The organism is Gordonia sp. GONU, from assembly GCF_024733855.1.
GTDB lineage: Bacteria > Actinomycetota > Actinomycetes > Mycobacteriales > Mycobacteriaceae > Gordonia > Gordonia amicalis.
Map to the genome: position 1 here is coordinate 96,691 of NZ_JANRHB010000009.1, position 20,077 is coordinate 116,767.

The 20,077-nt window shown below is 67.4% G+C and carries 18 protein-coding genes; 12 read left to right on the top strand and 6 right to left on the bottom strand.

Annotated features, from left to right (window positions below):
• The first annotated feature begins 124 nt into the window (after nt 1-124).
• The 4 genes from katG (at nt 125) to upp (ending at nt 5,681) form a co-directional block, all read left to right on the top strand.
• Nucleotides 125-2,338: a catalase/peroxidase HPI gene (katG, locus tag NWF34_RS11310; RefSeq protein ID WP_024497514.1), complete on the top strand. Its 2,214-nt coding sequence runs from the start codon at nt 125-127 to the stop codon at nt 2,336-2,338.
• Between the two features lie 189 nt (nt 2,339-2,527).
• On the top strand, nt 2,528-3,778 hold the full coding sequence (locus tag NWF34_RS11315) for a GTP cyclohydrolase II (protein ID WP_258325087.1): 1,251 nt from the start codon (nt 2,528-2,530) through the stop codon (nt 3,776-3,778).
• Nucleotides 3,775-5,031: a URC4/urg3 family protein gene (locus NWF34_RS11320; RefSeq protein WP_024497512.1), complete on the top strand. Its 1,257-nt coding sequence runs from the start codon at nt 3,775-3,777 to the stop codon at nt 5,029-5,031. Before NWF34_RS11315 ends, NWF34_RS11320 begins: the two co-directional genes overlap by 4 nt.
• 20 nt (nt 5,032-5,051) lie before the next feature.
• Complete coding sequence (gene upp, locus NWF34_RS11325; protein ID WP_024497511.1) at nt 5,052-5,681, top strand: uracil phosphoribosyltransferase; 630 nt, start codon at nt 5,052-5,054, stop codon at nt 5,679-5,681.
• 10 nt (nt 5,682-5,691) lie between these two features.
• Here upp and NWF34_RS11330 read toward each other — a convergent pair whose 3' ends face one another.
• The gene (locus NWF34_RS11330; protein WP_258325088.1) at nt 5,692-6,402 is read right to left on the bottom strand and encodes a CPBP family intramembrane glutamic endopeptidase; all 711 of its coding nucleotides are present in this window, start codon (nt 6,400-6,402) and stop codon (nt 5,692-5,694) included.
• A 67-nt stretch (nt 6,403-6,469) separates the two neighbouring features.
• Here NWF34_RS11330 and NWF34_RS11335 point away from each other — a divergent pair, with 67 nt between their 5' ends.
• Nucleotides 6,470-7,438 (top strand): arsenic resistance protein, encoded by a 969-nt coding sequence (locus tag NWF34_RS11335; protein WP_258325089.1) that lies wholly within the window; start codon nt 6,470-6,472, stop codon nt 7,436-7,438.
• On the opposite strand, the gene NWF34_RS11340 is transcribed toward NWF34_RS11335, so the two are convergent.
• Entirely contained in the window at nt 7,413-8,147 is a 735-nt protein-coding gene (locus NWF34_RS11340) for a glucose 1-dehydrogenase (RefSeq protein ID WP_024497508.1), read from the bottom strand. The genes NWF34_RS11335 and NWF34_RS11340 overlap by 26 nt on opposite strands.
• 134 nt (nt 8,148-8,281) lie before the next feature.
• Between NWF34_RS11340 and NWF34_RS11345 the strand changes: the two genes are divergently transcribed.
• The 4 genes from NWF34_RS11345 to NWF34_RS11360 all read left to right on the top strand — a co-directional run bounded on the left by NWF34_RS11345 (nt 8,282) and on the right by NWF34_RS11360 (nt 12,928).
• Nucleotides 8,282-9,382, top strand: coding sequence for a diacylglycerol kinase (locus NWF34_RS11345; protein WP_024497507.1), 1,101 nt, complete (start codon nt 8,282-8,284; stop codon nt 9,380-9,382).
• A 163-nt stretch (nt 9,383-9,545) separates the two neighbouring features.
• Nucleotides 9,546-11,300, top strand: a complete 1,755-nt coding sequence (locus tag NWF34_RS11350) for an alpha/beta-hydrolase family protein (RefSeq protein ID WP_024497506.1) — start codon at nt 9,546-9,548, stop codon at nt 11,298-11,300.
• Between the two features lie 75 nt (nt 11,301-11,375).
• Nucleotides 11,376-12,374, top strand: a complete 999-nt coding sequence (locus NWF34_RS11355; RefSeq protein WP_024497505.1) for a helix-turn-helix domain-containing protein — start codon at nt 11,376-11,378, stop codon at nt 12,372-12,374.
• The gene (locus NWF34_RS11360; RefSeq protein ID WP_024497504.1) at nt 12,374-12,928 is read left to right on the top strand and encodes a dihydrofolate reductase family protein; all 555 of its coding nucleotides are present in this window, start codon (nt 12,374-12,376) and stop codon (nt 12,926-12,928) included. The genes NWF34_RS11355 and NWF34_RS11360 overlap by 1 nt, the downstream gene beginning before the upstream one ends.
• Nucleotides 12,929-12,951: 23 nt before the next feature.
• Here NWF34_RS11360 and NWF34_RS11365 read toward each other — a convergent pair whose 3' ends face one another.
• On the bottom strand, nt 12,952-13,611 hold the full coding sequence (locus tag NWF34_RS11365; protein WP_258325090.1) for a PaaI family thioesterase: 660 nt from the start codon (nt 13,609-13,611) through the stop codon (nt 12,952-12,954).
• Between the two features lie 71 nt (nt 13,612-13,682).
• Here NWF34_RS11365 and NWF34_RS11370 point away from each other — a divergent pair, with 71 nt between their 5' ends.
• A complete protein-coding gene (locus tag NWF34_RS11370) occupies nt 13,683-14,525 on the top strand; it encodes a crotonase/enoyl-CoA hydratase family protein (protein ID WP_258325091.1) in 843 nt (280 codons plus the stop codon).
• Between the two features lie 31 nt (nt 14,526-14,556).
• On the opposite strand, the gene NWF34_RS11375 is transcribed toward NWF34_RS11370, so the two are convergent.
• Complete coding sequence (locus NWF34_RS11375; protein ID WP_258325092.1) at nt 14,557-15,486, bottom strand: N-acetylglucosamine kinase; 930 nt, start codon at nt 15,484-15,486, stop codon at nt 14,557-14,559.
• A 98-nt stretch (nt 15,487-15,584) separates the two neighbouring features.
• Here NWF34_RS11375 and NWF34_RS11380 point away from each other — a divergent pair, with 98 nt between their 5' ends.
• Entirely contained in the window at nt 15,585-16,061 is a 477-nt protein-coding gene (locus tag NWF34_RS11380) for a nitroreductase family deazaflavin-dependent oxidoreductase (RefSeq protein WP_258325093.1), read from the top strand.
• A gap of 14 nt (nt 16,062-16,075) precedes the next feature.
• Here the strand turns inward: NWF34_RS11380 and NWF34_RS11385 are convergent, their stop codons facing one another.
• Together NWF34_RS11385 and htpG are read right to left on the bottom strand one after the other, a co-directional pair.
• Nucleotides 16,076-17,059, bottom strand: coding sequence for a hypothetical protein (locus tag NWF34_RS11385; RefSeq protein WP_258325094.1), 984 nt, complete (start codon nt 17,057-17,059; stop codon nt 16,076-16,078).
• 34 nt (nt 17,060-17,093) lie between these two features.
• Nucleotides 17,094-19,079, bottom strand: coding sequence for a molecular chaperone HtpG (gene htpG, locus NWF34_RS11390; protein ID WP_258325095.1), 1,986 nt, complete (start codon nt 19,077-19,079; stop codon nt 17,094-17,096).
• A gap of 208 nt (nt 19,080-19,287) precedes the next feature.
• Here htpG and NWF34_RS11395 point away from each other — a divergent pair, with 208 nt between their 5' ends.
• Nucleotides 19,288-20,043: a PIG-L family deacetylase gene (locus NWF34_RS11395; RefSeq protein WP_258325096.1), complete on the top strand. Its 756-nt coding sequence runs from the start codon at nt 19,288-19,290 to the stop codon at nt 20,041-20,043.
• Nucleotides 20,044-20,077 lie beyond the last annotated feature (34 nt).

Genomic DNA, 20,077 nt, shown 5'->3' on the forward strand with positions numbered 1-20,077 from the left:
CCGATTCACCGTTCACCGTTCGCCGAAAATCAACACATCCGACCGACCGGTCCACATCAAGGGGACCGGGCGCGGTCACGTCTGCATCAGTCACCATCCATCACCATTTCCCGAAAGGAACGACATGGCACAGGAACACCCGCCGATCGCCGAGGCGAACACCGAACCGAAGGCCGGCGGCTGCCCGGTCATGCACGATCGTGCCAAGCAGCCCACCGAGGGTGGCGGCAACCGTGACTGGTGGCCGAACCAGATGAATCTGAAGATCCTGCAGCACAATCCGGATGTCGTGAATCCGCTCGACGCGGATTTCGACTACCACGAGGCCCTCAAGTCCCTCGACGTCGACGCCCTCAAGGCGGATCTGACCGCCCTCATGACCGATTCGCAGGACTGGTGGCCCGCGGACTTCGGTCACTACGGCGGCCTCATGGTTCGCATGTCTTGGCATGCCGCGGGCACCTACCGCGTCCAGGACGGCCGCGGAGGCGCGGGAGCCGGAATGCAGCGCTTCGCACCCCTGAACAGCTGGCCCGACAACGCCAACCTCGACAAGGCACGTCGCCTGCTGTGGCCGATCAAGAAGAAGTACGGCCAGGCCGTCTCCTGGGCCGACCTGCTGGTCTTCGCGGGCAACGTCGCTCTCGAGTCGATGGGCTTCGAGACCGCCGGCTTCGCCTTCGGCCGCGTCGACGAGTGGGAGCCCGACGACGTCTACTGGGGTCCCGAACTCGAGTGGCTCGCCGATCAGCGCTACCAGGGCGACCGCGAACTCGAGAAGCCGCTGGCCGCCGTCCAGATGGGCCTGATCTACGTGAATCCGGAAGGCCCCAACGGTAATCCGGATGTCCTGGGCTCGGCCGCCGACATTCGCGACACCTTCGCCCGGATGGCGATGAACGATGTCGAGACCGCAGCACTGATCGTCGGTGGCCACACCTTCGGCAAGACTCACGGCGCCGGCGACGCGAGCCAGGTCGGCCCGGAGCCCGAGGCCGCAGCACTCGAGGACAACGGCCTCGGCTGGCGCAGTTCACACGGTGACGGCACCGGCGCCGACGCGATCACCAGTGGCCTCGAGGTCATCTGGAACCCGACGCCGACCCAGTGGGACAACGCCTTCCTGGAAACCCTCTACGGCTACGACTGGGAGCTGTACAAGAGCCCGGCGGGCGCCAACCAGTGGCGTCCGAAGGACGGCGCCGGCGACGGCACCGTGCCGAAGGCCTTCGGCGACGGCACGACCCACCCGTCGATGCTGACCAGCGATCTCGCACTGCGCTACGACCCCGAGTACGGCAAGATCACCCGCCGCTGGCTGGATCACCCCGAGGAGTTGGCCGAGGAATTCGCCAAGGCCTGGTTCAAGCTGCTCCACCGCGACATGGGTCCCGCGATCCGCTACCGCGGCCCGCTGGTTCCCGAGGTCACCTACGGCTGGCAGGACAACATCCCGGCGCACGAGGGACCGCTCGTCTCCGATGCCGACATCGCCGCACTGAAGACCATCCTGCTCGAGTCGGGACTGTCGGTCTCGCAGCTGGTGAAGACCGCGTGGGCGGCCGCATCCTCGTTCCGCGGCAGCGACTTCCGCGGTGGCGCCAACGGCGGTCGTCTCCGCCTGCAGCCGCAGGCCGACTGGGAGGTCAACGAGCCCGAGGAACTCGCCGGCATCATCGAGACGCTCGAGGGTGTCGCCGAGTCGTTCACCGGTGAGGCCGGCGCGAGGATCTCCTTCGCCGACCTCGTCGTGCTCGGCGGCGTCGCGGCGATCGAGAAGGCCGCTCGTGATGCGGGTATCGAGGTCACCGTCCCGTTCACCCCGGGCCGCACCGACGTCTCGCAGGAAGACGTCGACGTCGAGTCGTTCGCCTACCTCGAGTCCACGGCGGACGGCTTCCGCAACTACGTGGGGAAGGGTCTCACGCAGCCGGCCGAGTTCAAGCTGCTCGACAAGGCCAACCTCCTCACCGTGAGCGCACCCGAGATGACCGCACTCATCGGCGGCCTGCGCGTGCTGGGAGCGAACTACCAGAACTCGACGCTGGGCGTGCTCACCGACAAGCCGGGCGTGCTGACGAACGACTACTTCGTCAACCTGCTCGACATGGCGACCGCTTGGTCGAAGACCGACGACGTGAACGTCTTCGTCGGCACCGACCGCGCCACCGGCGAGCAGGCCTGGACCGGCAGCCGCGTCGACCTGGCGTTCAGCTCGAACTCGCAGCTGCGTGCCCTGGCCGAGGTGTACGCCTCGGACGATGCCAAGGAGAAGTTCGTCAAGGACTTCGTCGCGGCCTGGGACAAGGTCATGAACCTGGACCGGTTCGACATCTGAGTCGATCCATCGATCAGTTGAATCGCTGATCACCTCTCACACGACGATGCGGTGGTGCCCGGTACGGGTGCCGCCGCATCGTCGTCTGTGGCGGCGGGTGCCGTTCTGCCCGGCAGGATCGCGGATTCGGAACTATGCTGGCGCTTTCCTCGAGGTGGCGGGTGACCGTCGTGGCAGAAGGAGATCGCGATGTCCGGCGAGCACACATCCCTGGGGCACATCCGACTGACCTCGCACAGCGGCGGCGTCGACGCCCCGCCCATCCACTGGGGCGCGCCTACCGCCGCCGAGCGGGGACCGGTCATCGGCACGACCGGAGTTCGCGCCCACCGCAACGTGATCGGCACCCACAGCGGTTCATACAGTGTCTACCGCGCGCTCGCGGTGGCCGCCGGCGCACTGGCCCGAGACCATCGCGCAGATCTGACCAACACCTCGCCCACCGACCACATCGGTCCGTACCCACAATGGGGAGATCCGACGGCGATCGTCTCCCTCGATCCCTGGGGCGCCACGGTCGCGGAGAGCTTTCCCGAAAAGATCGCCGCCGGCTACGACATCCGGCCGACCATCGCGGTCACGAAGGCACATGTCATCCTCCCCGAGATCGCCGAGGCCATCGACAAGGGCCGACTCGTCCCCGACGGCAGATTGCTCCTGCCCAGCGGCGCCGCCCTGGTGACCAAGGCCGCGGTCGAGCCGGTCTGGCATCTACCCGGCGTCGCCGAACGATTCGGCTGTTCCGAGGCCGAGTTACGGCGGGTCCTGTTCGAGGAGACCGGGGGCATGTATCCCGAACTCGTGACGCGCTCCGACCTCGAGGTGTTCCTGCCACCGATCGGCGGGCAGACCGTGTATGTCTTCGGGAACGCCCGCGATCTCGCCGATCCCACGGTCGAACTGACCGCTCGCGTCCACGACGAATGCAACGGCTCCGACGTCTTCGGCTCCGACATCTGCACGTGCCGGCCGTACCTCACCCACGCGATCGAGGAATGTATTCGTGGCGCCCAGGGCGGTGGCGTCGGTTTGGTCGCCTACTCCCGCAAGGAGGGCCGGGCGTTGGGCGAGGTCACCAAGTTCCTCGTCTACAACGCACGCAAACGCCAAGCGGGTGGCGATACCGCAGACCAGTACTTCGCCCGCACCGAATGTGTTGCGGGAGTTCAGGACATGCGGTTCCAGGAACTCATGCCCGACGTCCTGCACTGGTTCGGGATCACCAAGATCCACCGCCTCGTGTCGATGAGCAACATGAAATACGACGCGATCACCGGTTCGGGAATCGAGGTCGGCGAGCGGGTCAACATCCCCGACGAACTCGTCCCGGCCGACGCCCGTGTGGAGATCGACGCGAAGATGGCCGCCGGATACTTCACCCCCGGACCGGTTCCCGACGCCGAGGCGTTGCGAAAGGTCAAGGGCCGGGGGCTCGAATGAGGGGCACTGCGCAGAAGGACAGCGACGACCCGACCGCCGAAACCACCGCGGCCGCGCTGCTGCGAACGAGCACCGCGGTTCGCGAACGCTCCCGCCAGCTCCTCGACCGTACGCGCGGTGGCCGGTCGTCCTGGTTCACGGTCCACGACGACGCGCTCGCCTCCGCCGCCGACATCGTCGTCGAGATCACCCGTGAACGCCATCCCGACGGTGCGATCCCCTTCCACAGTCGCTGGCGCCATTTCGAAGCCGGCGGCATCGACCGACTCGGGTCGCTCCGGGACATGCTTCCGCCCGCGAACTCCCCTGACCACATCCGCGCACTCATCGACGTCGTCCTGGTCAGCGTCCTCCTCGACGCCGGAGCCGGTCCCGAATGGTCCTATCGGGAGGAGTCGACCGGTCTGGTCCTGACCCGCTCGGAAGGACTCGGAGTCGCCAGCTGGGAGGCGTTCGTCGGCGGACTGTTCTCCGGTGATGCTGCGCAACCGTCACGGGTCGACGCCGCGGGCCTACGTGCGGTGACGGTCGAGAGTCTGAGCGCCGCGTTCCAGGTCTCAGCGGGTAACCCGATCACCGGACTGGAGGGCCGCGTGGAGCTGCTTCGCCGCCTCGGCACCACCCTCGCCGATCAGCCGGCGATCTTCGGTCCCGCCGGCCGACCCGGGGGCCTCTTCGACCACCTGATCGCAGACGGTCGCGGCACCGTGAGCGCCACCGCGATCCTGGACGCCCTCCTGACCTTCCTCGGCCCGATCTGGCCGTCGGACAACAGGATCGGCTCGGTACCGCTGGGCGACTGCTGGCAGCACGAGGCGGTGACCGGTCCGGGCGCCACCGCCGGCTGGATTCCGTTCCACAAGCTGTCCCAGTGGCTGACCTACTCGCTGCTCGAACCGTTCATGTGGGCCGGCGTTGAGGTGACCGGCATCGATGAGTTGACCGGCCTGCCCGAGTACCGCAATGGCGGACTCTTCCTCGACACCGGCGTTCTCGCGCTTCGGGACGAGGAGTGGGTGGACGTCGAATGGGAGGTCGGCGATCAACTCGTCGTCGAATGGCGCGCCCTCACCGTCGCACTGCTCGACGAGATCGCCGACCTCGTCCGCGATCGTCTCGGGACCGACTCGACGGCGATGCCGCTGGCCTGCGTGCTCGAGGGCGGCACCTGGGCGGCCGGTCGTGCACTGGCGGCACGGTTGCGGAACGGGTTGCCGCCCTTGTCGATCCGCAGCACCGGAACAGTCTTCTGAGCACCACGATTAGGGGAACCATGGGCACCGTCGCCGTCATCGATCATCCGCTGGTACAGCACAAGCTGACGCTGATGCGCCGGAAGGACACTTCCACCAACGACTTCCGTCGTCTACTCAACGAGATCTCCACGCTCATGGCCTACGACGTGCTGCGCGACACCCCGATGCACGAGATCACCATCGACACACCGCTGGAGACCACCACCGCGAGCGTGATCGACGGTAAGAAACTGGTCTTCGCAGCCGTCCTGCGGGCCGGCACCGGAATCGCCGACGGAATGCTGACCGTCGTACCGGGTGCCCGCGTGGGCCACATCGGCCTCTACCGCGACCCCAAGACCATGGTGGTGGTCGAGTACTACTTCAAGATGCCCTCGGACCTGGATGAACGCGACGTGGTCATCGTCGATCCGCTTCTGGCCACCGGCTTTTCGGCGGTCGCGGCAATCGATCGAATCAAGGAGTACTCGCCGCGATCGATCAAGTTCGTGTGCCTCGTCGCCTGCCCGGAGGGCATCGACGTGTTGCACGAGGCGCACCCCGAGGTCCCCATCTACACCGCCGGGATCGACCGGGAGCTCGACGACAACGGTTTCATCCGCCCGGGGCTGGGCGACGTCGGCGACCGGGTGTTCGGGACGGCTTGACAGGACAGGCTCACGACACATTCCACGCCACCGCCGCGCCGATGGCGCCGGTGGCGTTGAGAGCCCAGTGCAAGGCGATCGGAGCGAGGAGACTCGTGGTGCGCTGCCGTAACCAGCCGAGCACGAGACCTGCGACGCCGGTGGCGACGACCGCGCCCGCGATCTCGACGACCTGGGCGGCCGTGCCCGATCCGAGGACATCGCTCAGGCCCTCGTTGCCTCCGGTGAGTCCCGTCGAGGACAGGATGTGCCACAGCCCGAAGGCGATGGCGCCGAACACCAGGGTCGCCCTCGGCCCGCACAGCCGTCCGAGAGTCCCCTGCAGGACGCCGCGGAACATCAGCTCCTCCGGGATCACCGTCTGCAGGGGGATGACGACGAAGGCGGCGAGCAGCGCCTCGGATGTGTCGTCGTAGCGATCGGACAGGAAGAAGTCCCGGGTCGCAGGGACTGCCACGGCCGTCGACACGATGGCTGCGACCACGATCACCGACGCCACGGCGAACGCGATACCTGCCCGTAGTTCCGCTCGGCTCAGACCCAGTTCACGCCAGTCGAGTCCGCCGAGCCGCGCGACGAGCAACAGCACGATCGCCGCCACCGGGATGACCACCACCGCGAGCACACCGGCCGACCGGTGCGCGGCGATGTTGGCCGCGATCAGGACCGCGACCACCACCACGAGGAGTGCGGCGTCGTGGCGTCTCGAAGATCCGGTCACCCGTCGAGTGTCGCGCGGCACCGTGCCCGGTGCCGCCGAACGACGGGCAGTGGCCCAGAATGGTGCAGTGCAAGCCACCGCCACGGTCCCCGAACGTCTCGAACAGCACCAGGTCGCGTTGTATCTCCTCGCGATCGGCGCCGGTCTCGGCCTCGGCCTGACACTGACCTCGGCGGCCCAATCGATGGACGTGGCGGTCACCCTGCTGCTCGCCGCACTTCTCTACGTCACCTTCCTACAGGTGAAGGCGACCGATCTCGCTGCCTCCCTCCGCGACCGCAAGTTCCTCGCAGTGGTGTTGTCGGTGAACTTCGTCATCGTGCCCGCGGTGGTCGCGGCGCTGTCTCCGCTGCTACCGGCGGACGACGCCATCCGGGTGGGCGCTCTGCTCGTCCTGCTGTGCCCGTGTGTCGATTACGTCGTCGTCTTCGCCGGGCTCGCAGGCGGTGACAACCAGCGCCTGCTCGCGGCGACGCCGCTGCTGTTGCTCGCCCAGATGCTCATCGTCCCGGTGTATCTGACGCTCCTGCTCGGAGATGGCCGGGCAGCGATCGATCCGGAACCGTTCCTGTGGGCCTTCGCAATCCTCATCGTCGTTCCGCTGGCGCTGGCCTGGGTCACGCAGGCATGGGCTGCGCGAAGCGACGTCGGACGTCGTGCCGGCGACGCGGCCTCGACCACGATGGTGCCGCTGATGATGGCGGTGCTGTTCACCGCGGTGGGTTCTCAGATCCCGCGTATCGATTCACGATTCGACGACATCGCCGGGGTCATCCCGGTCTACGTCGCATTCCTCGCGCTCATGACGATCATCGGTCTCGTGGTGGTGCGCGGATGTCGCCTCACACCGACCTCCGGAACGGCCGTGGTGTTCTCCGGCGCGACGCGCAATTCGCTTGTCGTGCTACCGCTGGCGCTGGCACTCCCGGTCGGTGCCGAACTCGCCGCGGCAACGGTGATCACTCAGACGCTCGTCGAGCTGATCGGGATGGTGATCCTGGTGTGGGTGTTCACTTATGCGGCACGTCGGCGCTGAGTCCGCCGTCCATCACGAACTCCGCACCGGTGGCGTAGGACGATTCGTCGCTGGCGAGGAACACCACGAAGGTCGACACCTCGCTTGATTGCGCCGCCCGGCCCATCGGAACCTTGACCATGTCCTCCGGGATGCCCTCGGTCATCGGCGTGCGGACGAGACCGGGGTGGATCGAGTTGACCCGGACGTTGTGCGGGGCGAGTTCGAGTGCGACGGACTTCGCGAGTCCGCGGACACCCCACTTGGTGGCGACATAGCCGTGCGCCCACGGGCTTCCACGAAGGCCTTCCACCGAGGACACGTTGATGATCGATCCGCCGCCGGCCTCGATCATCAGATCCGCAACCGCCTGGATGCCGAGGAAGGTGCCGGTGAGGTTGACGTCGAGGATCTGCTTCCACTTGTCGAGGCGGAACTGCTGGATCGTCGAGCCGTTGACGATGCCCGCGTTGTTCACGAGGACATTGACCCTCCCGAACTCGTCGACCGCGGTCGTGACGGCGGTCTGCCAGTCCTCCGGTGAGGTGACGTCGAGGTGGACGTACCGCGCCGCGGCACCGAGTTCGGCGGCCAGGGCTTTGCCCTCGTCGTCGAGGATGTCGCCGATCACGACCTTGGCGCCCTCCGCGACCAGAGCCCGGGCGTGCTCGGCGCCCATCCCCCGCGAACCGCCGGTGATCACTGCAACCTTGTCGTCTACGCGTCCCATGGCGAGCCACGCTACCTCGGTCGTAGCGAAAATAGAACAGGTTCCACCAAGAAATGGTCTACTGAACAGACATGAGTCCGGACAGGTGTTCACATGACCCGTCCGGCGGATGCCAGCGCAAGGAGACTCTCGCCATGCCCATTCGGGTTGCCCTCGTCGGAACCGGCAACGTCGGCCGGTTGTCTCTCACGCAGTTGATCCAGGACTCGCGATTCGAACTCGTTGCGGTGTGCGTGTCCACGCCGGAGAAACTCGGCGTCGACGCCGCGACCCTCGCCGGCCTCGAGACCCCGACCGGCGTCCGGGCGGTCGACGACCTCGGCGTGGTGATCGCCGCGAAACCGGACTGCGTCGTCTACTGCGCCATGGGCGACACGCGGCCGGTCGAGGCGTTCAACGATGTGGTGCGCTTCCTCGCAGCCGGGATCGACGTCGTGGGCTCCTCGCCGAACACCCTGCAGTACCCGTGGGGAGTGATGCCACAGAAGGCCATCACCAAGATCGAGGAGACCACTGCGGCGAGCGGCGCGAGCCTGTTCGTGACCGGCGTGGATCCCGGGTTCGCCAACGATCTCATCCCCTTCGTGTTCGCCGGGACCTGCCAGCGCATGGAGCAGGTCCGCTGCATGGAGATCGCCGACTACGCCACCTACGACGGCGCGACGGTCATGTTCGACGTGATGGGCTTCGGCAAACCCCTCGAGGAGACGCCGATGCTGTTCCTGCCCGGGGTCCTGGGCCTGGCTTGGGGCACGACAATCCGGCAACTCGCCGCGGGGCTCGGGGTGACGGTCGACGAGATCGAGGAACTGCACGAAAGCGATCCCGCACCAGAGGATTTCGACATCGTCGCGGGCCCGATCGCCAAAGGCACCCGCGCGGCGGTGCGTTTCCAGATCATCGGCAAGGTCGAGGGACGTCCGGCGATCGTGATCGAACACGTCACCCGGCTACGCGGCGACCTGCGTCCGGACTGGGCCCAGCCCGCGCAACCCGGCGGGTGCTACCGGGTCGAGATCACCGGCGAACCCTCATACACCGTCGACATCTGCCCGACCAGCCTCAAGGGCGATCACAACCACGCGGCGATCGTCGCGGCGGCGGGCCGCATCGTCAATGCGATACCGGCGGTGGTCGAAGGGCCCGCGGGACTCCGCACAACCCTCGATCTGCCGCTGGTCACCGGACCCGCGCTCACACCACCCCTGCGGAGTGATGCGGTCCGAGTGAAGTAGTACTTCTCGACCGAACCGGACGCCGCCGACCCGGCGTCGGCGACGTATGGTCGCCGGCGGTAGCCGTCCAGGCACAGTATTGGGCCGAAGTGGACACAGCCCATGTCGCCGAGAAGGGTTCGCTGCTAGCGTTCTTCGGGTTCTGGAGAAAAGAGGAACCCACGTGTCGTCGTCGACCCATGCCAGCGACCCCGTCGTCGAACCTCCTGCCGATACCTCGCCCGGAACCGCCGAGGAGCCCCGCACTCCCGCCGGGAGCGGTGCTGATGACGCGCGTCCGGCATGGTGGCGACGCCGCCTGGACCGCTTCTCCTGTGTGGGCCTGAGTGTCGCGCTCGTCTTCCTCTGGCTGTCGATGACACCGTCGTTGCTGCCCCGTGGCGCACTGTTCCAGGGCGTGGTCAGCGGCGCGTCCGCGGCAGTCGGATACTCGCTCGGAGTCTTCTTCTCGTGGCTGATCCGCTTCATGATCTCGCGCGACAAACCCTGGCCGGCGCCGATGTACCGGGTCTGGGTGGCGCTCGGCCTCGCCGCGGTCGCCGGAACCGTGGTCATGCTGGTGATGTTCCAGCGGTGGCAGGATCAGATCCGCACCATGATGGGCGTCGACTTCCTGTCCTGGACCGCCTATCCGCAGATCGTGATCATCTGCGTGGTGGTGTTCCTCCTGCTCACCCTGATCGGTCAGGCGTGGGGCGACGGCGTCGTCTGGCTGGTCCGGAAGCTCAACCGCATTGCGCCGCCGCGGATCTCCGCGATCGCGGCGCTGGTCGTCGCGATTCTGATCACCGTCTTCGTCCTCAACGGCGTGGTCGCGAACTACGGCATGAAAGCGCTGAACTCGTCGTTCGCCGCGGTCAACGACGAGACCACCGCCGATTCCACGCCCCCGACGTCACCGCTTCGCTCCGGCGGTCCAGGGTCGCTGGTGACGTGGGATTCACTGGGACGCCAGGGACGGATCTTCGTCTCGGTCGGCCCGACCGTCGAGGAACTGTCGGCATTCAACGGCGCCCCCGCGTTGGAACCCATCCGCGCCTATGTGGGACTCGGGTCGGGCGACGACCTGCGCGCCAACGCACAACTGGCGGCCGACGAACTCGTCCGTACCGGCGGACTGCAACGGAAGGTCGTCGCGGTCGCCTCGACCACCGGCACCGGCTGGATCAACCAGGCGACGGTGGACTCCATCGAATACATGTACAACGGCGACACGGCCACGGTCAGCATGCAGTACTCGTATCTGCCCAGCTGGCTGTCGTTCCTGGTCGACAAGGAGCGGGCGCGCCAGGCCGGGCAGGCGTTGTTCGAGGCCGTCTCCGAACGGGTGCGCGCGATCCCGGAAGCCCAGCGACCCAAGCTCGTGGTCTTCGGCGAGAGCCTCGGCTCGTTCGCCGCCGAGTCGGCCTTCGGCACGATTCCGTCCCTCAACGCCCGGACCGACGGAGCGCTGTTCGTCGGCCCGACCTTCAACAACAAGCTGTGGGTCGACACGACCGGCAACCGCGACGCGGGCACCCCCGAATGGCAGCCGACCTACGAGGACGGCCGACAGGTTCGCTTCATCGCCGACGCCCCCGACCTGTATGCGCCGACGGCAGAATGGGTTCCGGGCCGTGCGGTCTACCTGCAGCACGCCTCCGATCCGATCTCGTGGTGGTCGCCACGACTCATCTTGCGCGAGCCGGACTGGCTGGAGGAGAAGAAGGGACGAGATGTCCTACCGGCCATGCGGTGGATTCCGTTTGTGACATTCCTGCAGGTCAGCGCGGACATGGCAGTATCGACCGGAGTGCCCGACGGTCACGGACACTTCTACCTCGCCGCCATCCCCGCGGCCTGGGCAGAGATCCTGCAGCCGCCCGGTTGGACCCCGGAGAAGACCGAGAAACTCATCCCGCTGCTGACCCGCGACTGATTCGACGCGGGAGCCGTCGGGAAGCGAGCAAGATCGGTCGGGTCGAAACAGGCGCCGGCATCCCATACTCGTAGGGTGACCCCGTGCCCCACTGACCCGACAGCCGACGACCCGACAGCCGACGACCGTACCGGCGGCGACCGTGACCGGTTGCGCGAACTGCTCGACGCCGTGCTGGCCGACGAGCATTCGACTCTGGACGAGATGGCCACCGGCGCGTTCTCGTCACCGTTCCACTTCTCCCGCCAGGTGAGCCGGGGTGCGGGCGAGTCACCGGTCGCGCTCCGTCGGCGAGTACTCCTCGAGCGCGCGGCCTGGCTGCTGCAACACGGCAAGACCGTCACCGAGGTGGCCTTCGACTCCGGGTATGAGTCCGTCGACGGTTTCGCACGAGCGTTCACGCGGGCCTTCGGCCGCAGCCCGGGTCGCGCGGCCTCGACCGGGCGTACCGCACCGACCGAGCACAGCCACTGGCTGCCCGCACCCAACGGCATCCACTTCCATTCGCCCACAGTGCTCTACGTCGACAGCGGTACACCCACCACCGAGAGCGCCGGCGATGTCCTGATGATCATGGTCAGGCACGATCTCGACGACATCGAGACTCTGCTGGACGCCGCCAAGGGGGTCGACGAACGGCAGTGGACGCGGCGACGACTTCCCGGCCATGAACCGCTGCACTGGAACGGCCCGGAAGAGTCACTCGCACAGGTGATGTCACATCTCGTCGCGGACAAGCAACCCTGGCTGGCGACCATCGAGGGTGCCGACATGCCGCCCGGTCCGCCGTCGGACCTGTCCGCCCTCGTCGAACTCCAGCGCGAACTGACACCGAGGTGGCTCGCGCTGGTCCGCGACATCGACCGCCGTAACGCCTGGCAGGACCGCGTCATCGACGCACTGTGCGATCCACCCGAATCGTTCCTGCTCTCGCAGATCGTCGCGCACGTCCTGACCTTCTCCGCACATCGTCGTCAACTCGCGCGGTGGATGCTGCGCGACGCAGACGTCGACGTCACGACGCTCGACCCAGACCCGATCATGTGGCACCGCAAGCACTCCGGAGGTTTCTGATGGCATTCCGCTACTACACCGCGACCACTCTCGACGGCTACCTCGCCGACGATCACGACAGCCTCGACTGGCTGCTGACCCAGCCGCTCGAAGACGGCGGCGCGATGAACTACGACGACTTCTTCGCCGGGATCGGCACCGCCGTGATGGGATACACCACCTACCAGTGGCTTCTCGACAACGAGATGGCCGACGGCAAGCCGTGGCCCTATGAGATCCCGTCCTTCGTGTTCACCCACCGGACGATCACTCCGGTCGCCGACTCGATCACCGTCCTGGACGGCGACCCCACCGCCCATCGCGACCTGCTGACCGAAGCAGCTGCGGGTAAGGACGTCTGGGTGGTGGGTGGAGGCGATCTCGCCGCTCAGTTCGCCGAGGCCGGGATGCTCGACGACATGATCGTCTCGATCGCGCCGGTCACCCTCGGGTCCGGACGGCCGCTCTTCCCCCGCCGCTACGACCTCGCACTACAGGAGTTCGGCCGCAACGGCGCCTTCCTCTGCGCGCGTTACTCACTCGTCGGAGCACGCAAGCCGCTCGCCGAGGTCTGACGCCGCACGACCGGCGCGAGCGCTCAGCCCTCGCCGACCGATTTGCGCAGCACGTCGGACACCTCGCCGCGAGCCCACTTGGGCAGGATGAAGATCCCCTCGGCCTCGGCGCTGACCTTGCCGTCACGCGTGATCGTGCCGGTGACAAAGGTTTTCACACCCTCGACACGGTCGACCCGCGCCTCGCCGCGGATCCGGCCGAGCGGCGTCGCACTGCGATATCGGACGTTGAGCGTGCCGGTCATGCCGGGAACGCCCTGGAACTCCGCGGTCGAGCCGAGGAGCTGGTCGAGGATGAGTGCGAGGACACCACCGTGGACGAGTCCGGCCGGTCCTTCGTAGGCCGCTCCGAGATCGACTTCGGTCCAACTGAATTCGGCTTCGTGATGCAGCTCGACGGGCGGTGCGATCGGATTGCGCCGCCCCAGAACGGCATTGCCCCAGGACCGCTTGGTGCCGTCGGTGTTGAACCGGATGCCGTAGGCACCGGGCAACTGGTCCTTGCGCAGGATCTCGGTCGCGGCCTCGATGAGGCGCCGCGCCTCGGCGATGTCGGCCTCGCCGACCTCGGTGCGCACCGTCGCGTCGATCAGTTCGCGCACGCTCCCGGCGATCGACGACGCGAGCTCCGAACGATGTGCGAGCTCCTCGGGGTCGATGTCCTCCTGGATGTATCCGCTCATGGGTTCATCTAACAGGGCGCCACCGGCGGTCCGCCCGCCGGACGTCCTGACTGCCGAGTAAGCTCCGTCGCATGACAGACCAAGCCTGGAATGACCGCGACTGGACCGCGTTCGACGTCACCGTCGCCGACCACATCGCCGAGGTCGCGCTCACCGGCCCCGGCAAGGGCAATGCGATGGGCCCCGACTTCTGGCGCGAGCTCCCGGAGCTGTTCGGCTACATCGACGCCGATCCCGCCGTGCGTGCGGTGGTGCTGACCGGCGCCGGCAAGCACTTCTCCTACGGACTCGACCTCGTCGCGATGGGCGGCACCCTGGCCAACGTCCTGGCCGACAACGCCAAGGCGGCGGCCCGCACCGAGTTCCTGGAGTCGCTGCGCAAGCTGCAGGCCGGCATCACCGCCGTCGCGGACTGCCGCAAGCCGGTCGTCGCCGCGATCTCGGGCTGGTGCATCGGCGGCGGCGTCGACCTGATCTGTGCGGCCGACATCCGCTACGCGAGCGCCGACGCCACGTTCAGCATTCGTGAGGTGAAGGTCGGCATGGTCGCCGACGTCGGCACGCTCGCGCGCCTGCCGTTCATCATCGGCGACGGGCACATGCGTGAACTGGCGCTGACCGGCAAGGACTTCGACGCCGCCCGCGCCGAAAAAATCGGCCTGGTCAACGACGTCGCCGACGACCAGGAAGCCGCTCTCACGCTCGCCCGCGAGACCGCCCGGGAGATCGCCGACAACCCGCCTCTCGTGGTCCACGGCATCAAGGATGTCCTCGGCCACTCGCGAAGCGCCGCCGTCCACGACAGCCTGCGCTACGTCGCGGCCTGGAACTCGGCATTCCTGCCCAGCGAGGACCTGTCCGAGGCCATCACCGCCGTCTTCGAGAAGCGCAAGCCGGAGTTCAAGGGTCGCTGAGCCCACGGGCGCCTGACGCTCGCGGGGGTGTTCACAGGTTGCTGCGGTGAACCTCGGCGGCCAATGGGTGCGCGTCGCCGAGATCCGTGAGCAACCGCACTCCGTCGAGCGGTTGCCCGTACGGCGCCCCGATGTCGACGCCGGGCGCGCGTTCGCCCACGACGTCGACGAACCGTCGTCTCAGGCGGTCGTTGGACGTCATCACCGTTCCCATCCAGCTGATCCGAGCGTCGTCGCCGGGTCGGTGGCCACTGCGTTCCAGCGCGGCGACCGCCGACTCGGCGAGTTCGTCCGCGGCGCCGTCGATGACCCGCTGCGCGACATCGTCGCCGGCCTGTGCCGCCGCGTCGACGACCCGGGCGAATCCGGCCACCCGCGCCACGCGGTCCGGATCTCCTTGGATCACCATGTACAGCTCGTCGAGCGGCCCGAAGACCTCTGCGGCACGCTGTTGCAGTAGCGTCTCGCTCCCCCGACCGTCGAAGGCACGCAACGCAGCACTGATCCCGGCGCGGCCGATCCAATAAGCGCTGCCGGCGTCGCCGAACAGATACCCCCAACCGTCCACACGGTGCACTCCGGCGGGTCCGACGCCGAGCGTCACGACACCGGTACCGACCGCGGTGACCACACCGAACTCGTCCCGATTCGCGGCCAGGTAAGCGGTGACCGAATCGTGTGCCAGCGCAACCGCCGTTACCCCGAGATCGGCGACCGCGGCGAGCAATGCCGACGGCCTCGCCGCTTGCGGTGTGAGTCCGGAGACCCCTGCGGCCAGCGACCAGGTGCCCTGCGGTATGCCGGCGTCGCCGACGGCCTCCCCGACCTGTTCGACGACCGACCGGTCCGTACGAATCGGCCCGAGTTCGCGGTCGTCGCTTCCGCCGGGCGTCTCGATCCGCAGACGCATTCCCGTCTGTCCGCCGTCGACCAGAATGCGTCCCGCCGTGTGACCGCCCATGATGAGCACGCTATCGGAGGACGACACGGACGTGTCGGTTCACCACGGTGCCCGGGCAACGTGCCGGACCGGGGACGGTGTCATGTCACACTAGGCGGATGAAGGTGCGGCGCAGGCTTGCGATCAAGATCGGATCGATCCCCTGGATGCCTCGTTTTCTCCCGCAGATCGTGGTGGGCGACAACGGCATTCAGACCGTCACCGGCAATCGGATGACCCTGCTCGACATCGCCGATCTCCCGAACATCACCATCCGCGTGGCTGGTCGCAAGACCGGCGAGCTGCGGACCACACAACTTCTCGCCGTGCCCGACGGCGAGGACTGGCTGATCGCCGGCTCATACTTCGGTGGGCCGAAGATGCCCGCATGGGTGTACAACCTCCGCGCCGCCGACACGATCGAGATCGTCGTCGGCGGAAAGGTTTCCGTCGCCGTTCCGACCGAACTGGACGGGGCCGACCGCGACGCGGCGTGGCAGAAGCTGCGTACGGTGTGGCCGAACTTCGACCTCTACGAGAAGCGCACCGAACGTCGGATCCCGGTCTTCCGGTTGCGGCCGGCGCCGGCCGGATAGGCAAGCCGGCGAGGTCAGGTGGCCGGTTCGGCGGTGAACGTCGGTGTGCCGGCGGTGAGGTCGACGCTCCCCACCAGATATTGGGTGTCGGTCGTCTCGACGCGGGGTCCGGTCCGGTCGAAAGCCGGGGTGTAGGCCACGCGCCACTCCACGGCACCGGCAACGTCGACTGTGCCCAGATCTTTCTCGTCCGGTGCCGAGTCGGCCTCCGGAGCCGGCCGCCGGAGCAGATACCGCAGGCCCGACAGGTCGCGCGGAGCGGTCCACCGCACGCTGCCGTCCACCGCAGACCGGAAGAGTCGCTGCGTGCATCCGGGCACGTCGGCACCGGCATCCGACCGGGTCGACGCGGCGCACCGGCTGAGCTGTGCCGAGACCGCATCGCTCACCGCCGAGACGCCGGTGGGACTGAGCTCGGCCACCACCCGGACCGACATCGGTTCATGCGGACCGAACGGCGCGGCCTCGACGGTGTGTCCGACGAAGTCGACGTCGCGTGAACCCCAACGCTGGGGCCCGGGGAAGAGGAAGACGGTGTCGCCGGCCTTGACCTGAGCCCCGAACAGCCTCGGGCTCGGCATGAACAGCGACTCGATGCGCACCTCCACCGCACCGTCGACGACCGCCCAGCCGTCCCCGGCCCGCCTCACCTTCACCGGGATGTCGACGTCACGTGACCCGAGGCGATACCGCGCCTGGACACTCTGTCCGGACTCCCCCGGATCGTCGACCTCGATGTCGGTGATCGGCGCTTCGGTTCGCTGCTGCCGCAGGACCCTGTCGGTGAGGAACCGGGTGTCCGGGCGTGGGTCGATGACGGCGAGGGCCGCCGACGCGTCGGCGTCGGCGAGCGCAGTCAGATAAGTGCGGACGGCGTCCTCCGGGGTGCGGGCCCGCTCGTCCTCGCGGGAAAGTCCCACGAGGAGAGCGGACACCAGCACCACGGCGAGGACCAGCGCCCCGACGCCGACGGTGATCGTCCACCTTCGGCGATTCATTCCGGGCCACCGGCCCGGTGCGTCGGGAACCCGATCAGGAATCCGATCCGGCCCCGAACGACTCGGTCAGGCTGCCCGCGAGCAGCTTCGCGAACTCCGCCGGATCCTCGAGTTCGCCGCCCTCGGCGATCACGGCCATGCCGTAGACGAGCTTCGCGGTCGGGACCAGCTTGTCGTGGTCCCCGGCGGCGTAGGCCTTGTTGAGCGCTTCCACCAGCGGATGATCGGGGTTGAGCTCGAGCGCACGCTTGGACTTCGGGAACTGCTGTCCCGATGCCCGGTACAGCTTCTCCAGCTGCGGCGACATCGAGAACGTGTCCCCCACCAGGCAGGCCGGCGATTCGGTCAGCCGCGACGACAACCGGGTCTCGCTGACGTCGTCGGACAGAGTGGTGGTCAGCCACGACAGCAGGTCGGCGTAGGCCTTGTTCTGCTCCTCCTTCGACATGTCGTCCGACTCCTCGTCGTCGGCGCCGAGATCGACCGCGCCCTTGGCGATCGACTGGAACGACTTGCCGTCGAACTCGGCACCGGCCGACACCCACATCTCGTCGACCGGATCGGAGAGGACGAGCACCTCGATCCCCTTGGCGCGGAACGCCTCCATGTGTGGGGAGTTGACGATCTGCTGCCGGGACTCGCCGGTCATGTAGTAGATCGTGTCCTGGCCGCTCTTCATCCGGCCGATGTAGTCGGCCAGCGTCGTCAGTTCCTCCTCCGAGTGGGTGCTCGCGAACGACGACGCCTTGAGCAGTGCGTCGCGGTTGTCCGGATCGTTGACGAGACCTTCCTTGAACACGCGGCCGAAGCCGTCCCAGAAGGTGCGGTAGTCGTCGGGCCGACTGTCGCGCATCTCGGTGACCGTCGAGATCACCTTCTTGGTGAGGCGACGACGGATCGCGCGGATCTGCCGGTCCTGCTGCAGGATCTCGCGCGAGACGTTGAGGGAGAGGTCGGCGGCATCGACGACCCCCTTCACGAAACGCAGATATTCCGGCATCAACTCGGCGCAGTCGTCCATGATGAACACGCGCTTGACGTACAGGTGGATGCCGACCTTGCTGTCGCGCATGAACAGGTCGAACGGCGGCTGCGTCGGGATGAACAGCAGCGCCTGGTACTCGAAGGTTCCCTCGGCCTGCAGGGTGATGGTCTCCAGCGGGGCATCCCAGGCGTGGGACACGTGCCGGTAGAACTCCTGGTACTCCTCGTCGGAGACCTCCGAACGCGACTTGGCCCAGAGAGCCTTCATCGAGTTGATGGTCTCTTCCTCGACGATCGTCTTGGTCTCGGGGGTCTTGTCCCCGTCGGACTCGGTGTCGGAGTCGGGCGTCTCGACCGGGACCGTCTTCTCGACGTCCATGCGGATCGGCCACGCGATGAAGTCGGAGTAGCGCTTGACCAGCTGACGCAGCTTGGACTTGTCGGCGTAGTCGTACAGGTGGTCCTCGGTGTCGACGGGCTTCAGTGCCAGCGTGACCGAGGTGCCCTGCGGCGCGTCCGGCACGTCGTCGATCGTGTAGGTGCCGTCGCCGGTCGACTCCCAGCGGGTACCGGTGGTCTCGCCGGCCTTGCGCGTCACCAGGCTGACCTTGTCGGCGACCATGAACGTCGAGTAGAAGCCGATGCCGAACTGTCCGATGAGTTCCTCGGCGGCGGCGTCGGAGACGCCCTTCTCCCGGGCCTCGGCCAGCGAGCGACGCAATTCCGCGGTGCCCGATCGCGCCAGGGTGCCGATGAGTCCGACCACCTCGTCACGGGTCATGCCGATGCCGTTGTCGGCGACGACCAGAGTGCGCTTCTCCGAGTCCGGGGTGAGGGTGATGTGCAGGTCGGACGTGTCGACGTCGAGGTCCTTGTCCAGCAACGACTCCAGGCGCAGCTTGTCGAGCGCATCGGATGCGTTCGAGATCAGCTCACGCAGGAAGCTGTCCTTGTTGGAGTAGATCGAGTGGACCATGAGATCCAGCAGCTGCCGGGTCTCCGCCTGGAACTCGTGAACTTCGGGCGCAGCGCTCATCGCAGACCTCCATGTTCTGTTCTCGCGTGTTCGTGTGGTTTCGGTGGCACGCGTCCGGCGCCGGGCGCAGGCCCGACGCGACACGTCGTGACGGACACCGACTTTACCGAGCGCCGGTATGGCTACCCTGGGTCGGGGACCGACTACCCCCGTTGCGGATGCTGCCCGAGAGGCATCACACGCGGGGAACGATCAGGAAGCCAGGTGGATGGGTACGCCTCGACTGCTGCTGGTGCACGCACACCCCGACGACGAGTCACTGTGGACCGGCGGACTCACCGCCCGTCACGTCGACTCCGGCGGCGAGGCGGACCTCGTGATGTGCACGTGGGCGGAGGGCACGATCCGGCACCGGGAGCTGACCGATGCCGTCGACATCCTCGGCATGCCGCGCCCGCCGATCATGCTCGGCTACGCCGACGACCGCCGGCCCGAGTCGGCTCCCGACGCCCCACGGCTGTGTGCCGCGTCGTTCGACGACCAGGTCCGGGCACTCACCAAGCACATCCGTGAACTCCAGCCGGACATCGTCGTCACCTACGACGCTCTCGGCATCTACGGACACCCCGACCACGTCCACGCCCACCGTCTGGCCTGTGCCGCCGCGGACGCCGCCGCCTCGACGAAGCTCTATCACCGGGCCGGGCCGGCCTGGCGGGTCCGGTCCCTGTACTTCGCCACGATCCCCGAATGGATGATGGACCTGCTCGCACCGAGTCTGTTCCCCGAGATCCCTCGCGAACAACTACCCGGTACACCCGATTCCGAGATCGACGTGGTCGTCGACGTGTCCGATCTTGCGGCACGCAAGAAGGCGGGTGTCGTCGCACACCGGTCGGAGATCGCCCGCAGTCGCGCGATCGCAGGATTCATGTCGCTCCCCGAGGAGCTCCAGGACAGGTTGCTCGGCGTCGAGTGCTATCAGCGCCGGGATCTCGTCCCGGGTGGATGTGACCTGATCTGACCCGTCGAGGCTCGCTTCGCTCGCACCTCAGGGA

What these genes read in the sequence shown, in the direction of transcription:
- katG (WP_024497514.1), top strand. Translation starts at nt 125, where the DNA reads ATGGCACAGGAACACCCGCCGATCGCCGAGGCGAACACCGAACCGAAG.
- NWF34_RS11315 (WP_258325087.1), top strand. Translation starts at nt 2,528, where the DNA reads ATGTCCGGCGAGCACACATCCCTGGGGCACATCCGACTGACCTCGCAC.
- NWF34_RS11320 (WP_024497512.1), top strand. Translation starts at nt 3,775, where the DNA reads ATGAGGGGCACTGCGCAGAAGGACAGCGACGACCCGACCGCCGAAACC.
- upp (WP_024497511.1), top strand. Translation starts at nt 5,052, where the DNA reads ATGGGCACCGTCGCCGTCATCGATCATCCGCTGGTACAGCACAAGCTG.
- NWF34_RS11340 (WP_024497508.1), bottom strand. Translation starts at nt 8,147, where the DNA reads ATGGGACGCGTAGACGACAAGGTTGCAGTGATCACCGGCGGTTCGCGG.
- NWF34_RS11345 (WP_024497507.1), top strand. Translation starts at nt 8,282, where the DNA reads ATGCCCATTCGGGTTGCCCTCGTCGGAACCGGCAACGTCGGCCGGTTG.
- NWF34_RS11360 (WP_024497504.1), top strand. Translation starts at nt 12,374, where the DNA reads ATGGCATTCCGCTACTACACCGCGACCACTCTCGACGGCTACCTCGCC.
- NWF34_RS11365 (WP_258325090.1), bottom strand. Translation starts at nt 13,611, where the DNA reads ATGAGCGGATACATCCAGGAGGACATCGACCCCGAGGAGCTCGCACAT.
- NWF34_RS11370 (WP_258325091.1), top strand. Translation starts at nt 13,683, where the DNA reads ATGACAGACCAAGCCTGGAATGACCGCGACTGGACCGCGTTCGACGTC.
- NWF34_RS11375 (WP_258325092.1), bottom strand. Translation starts at nt 15,486, where the DNA reads ATGGGCGGTCACACGGCGGGACGCATTCTGGTCGACGGCGGACAGACG.
- NWF34_RS11380 (WP_258325093.1), top strand. Translation starts at nt 15,585, where the DNA reads ATGAAGGTGCGGCGCAGGCTTGCGATCAAGATCGGATCGATCCCCTGG.
- NWF34_RS11385 (WP_258325094.1), bottom strand. Translation starts at nt 17,059, where the DNA reads ATGAATCGCCGAAGGTGGACGATCACCGTCGGCGTCGGGGCGCTGGTC.
- htpG (WP_258325095.1), bottom strand. Translation starts at nt 19,079, where the DNA reads ATGAGCGCTGCGCCCGAAGTTCACGAGTTCCAGGCGGAGACCCGGCAG.
- NWF34_RS11395 (WP_258325096.1), top strand. Translation starts at nt 19,288, where the DNA reads ATGGGTACGCCTCGACTGCTGCTGGTGCACGCACACCCCGACGACGAG.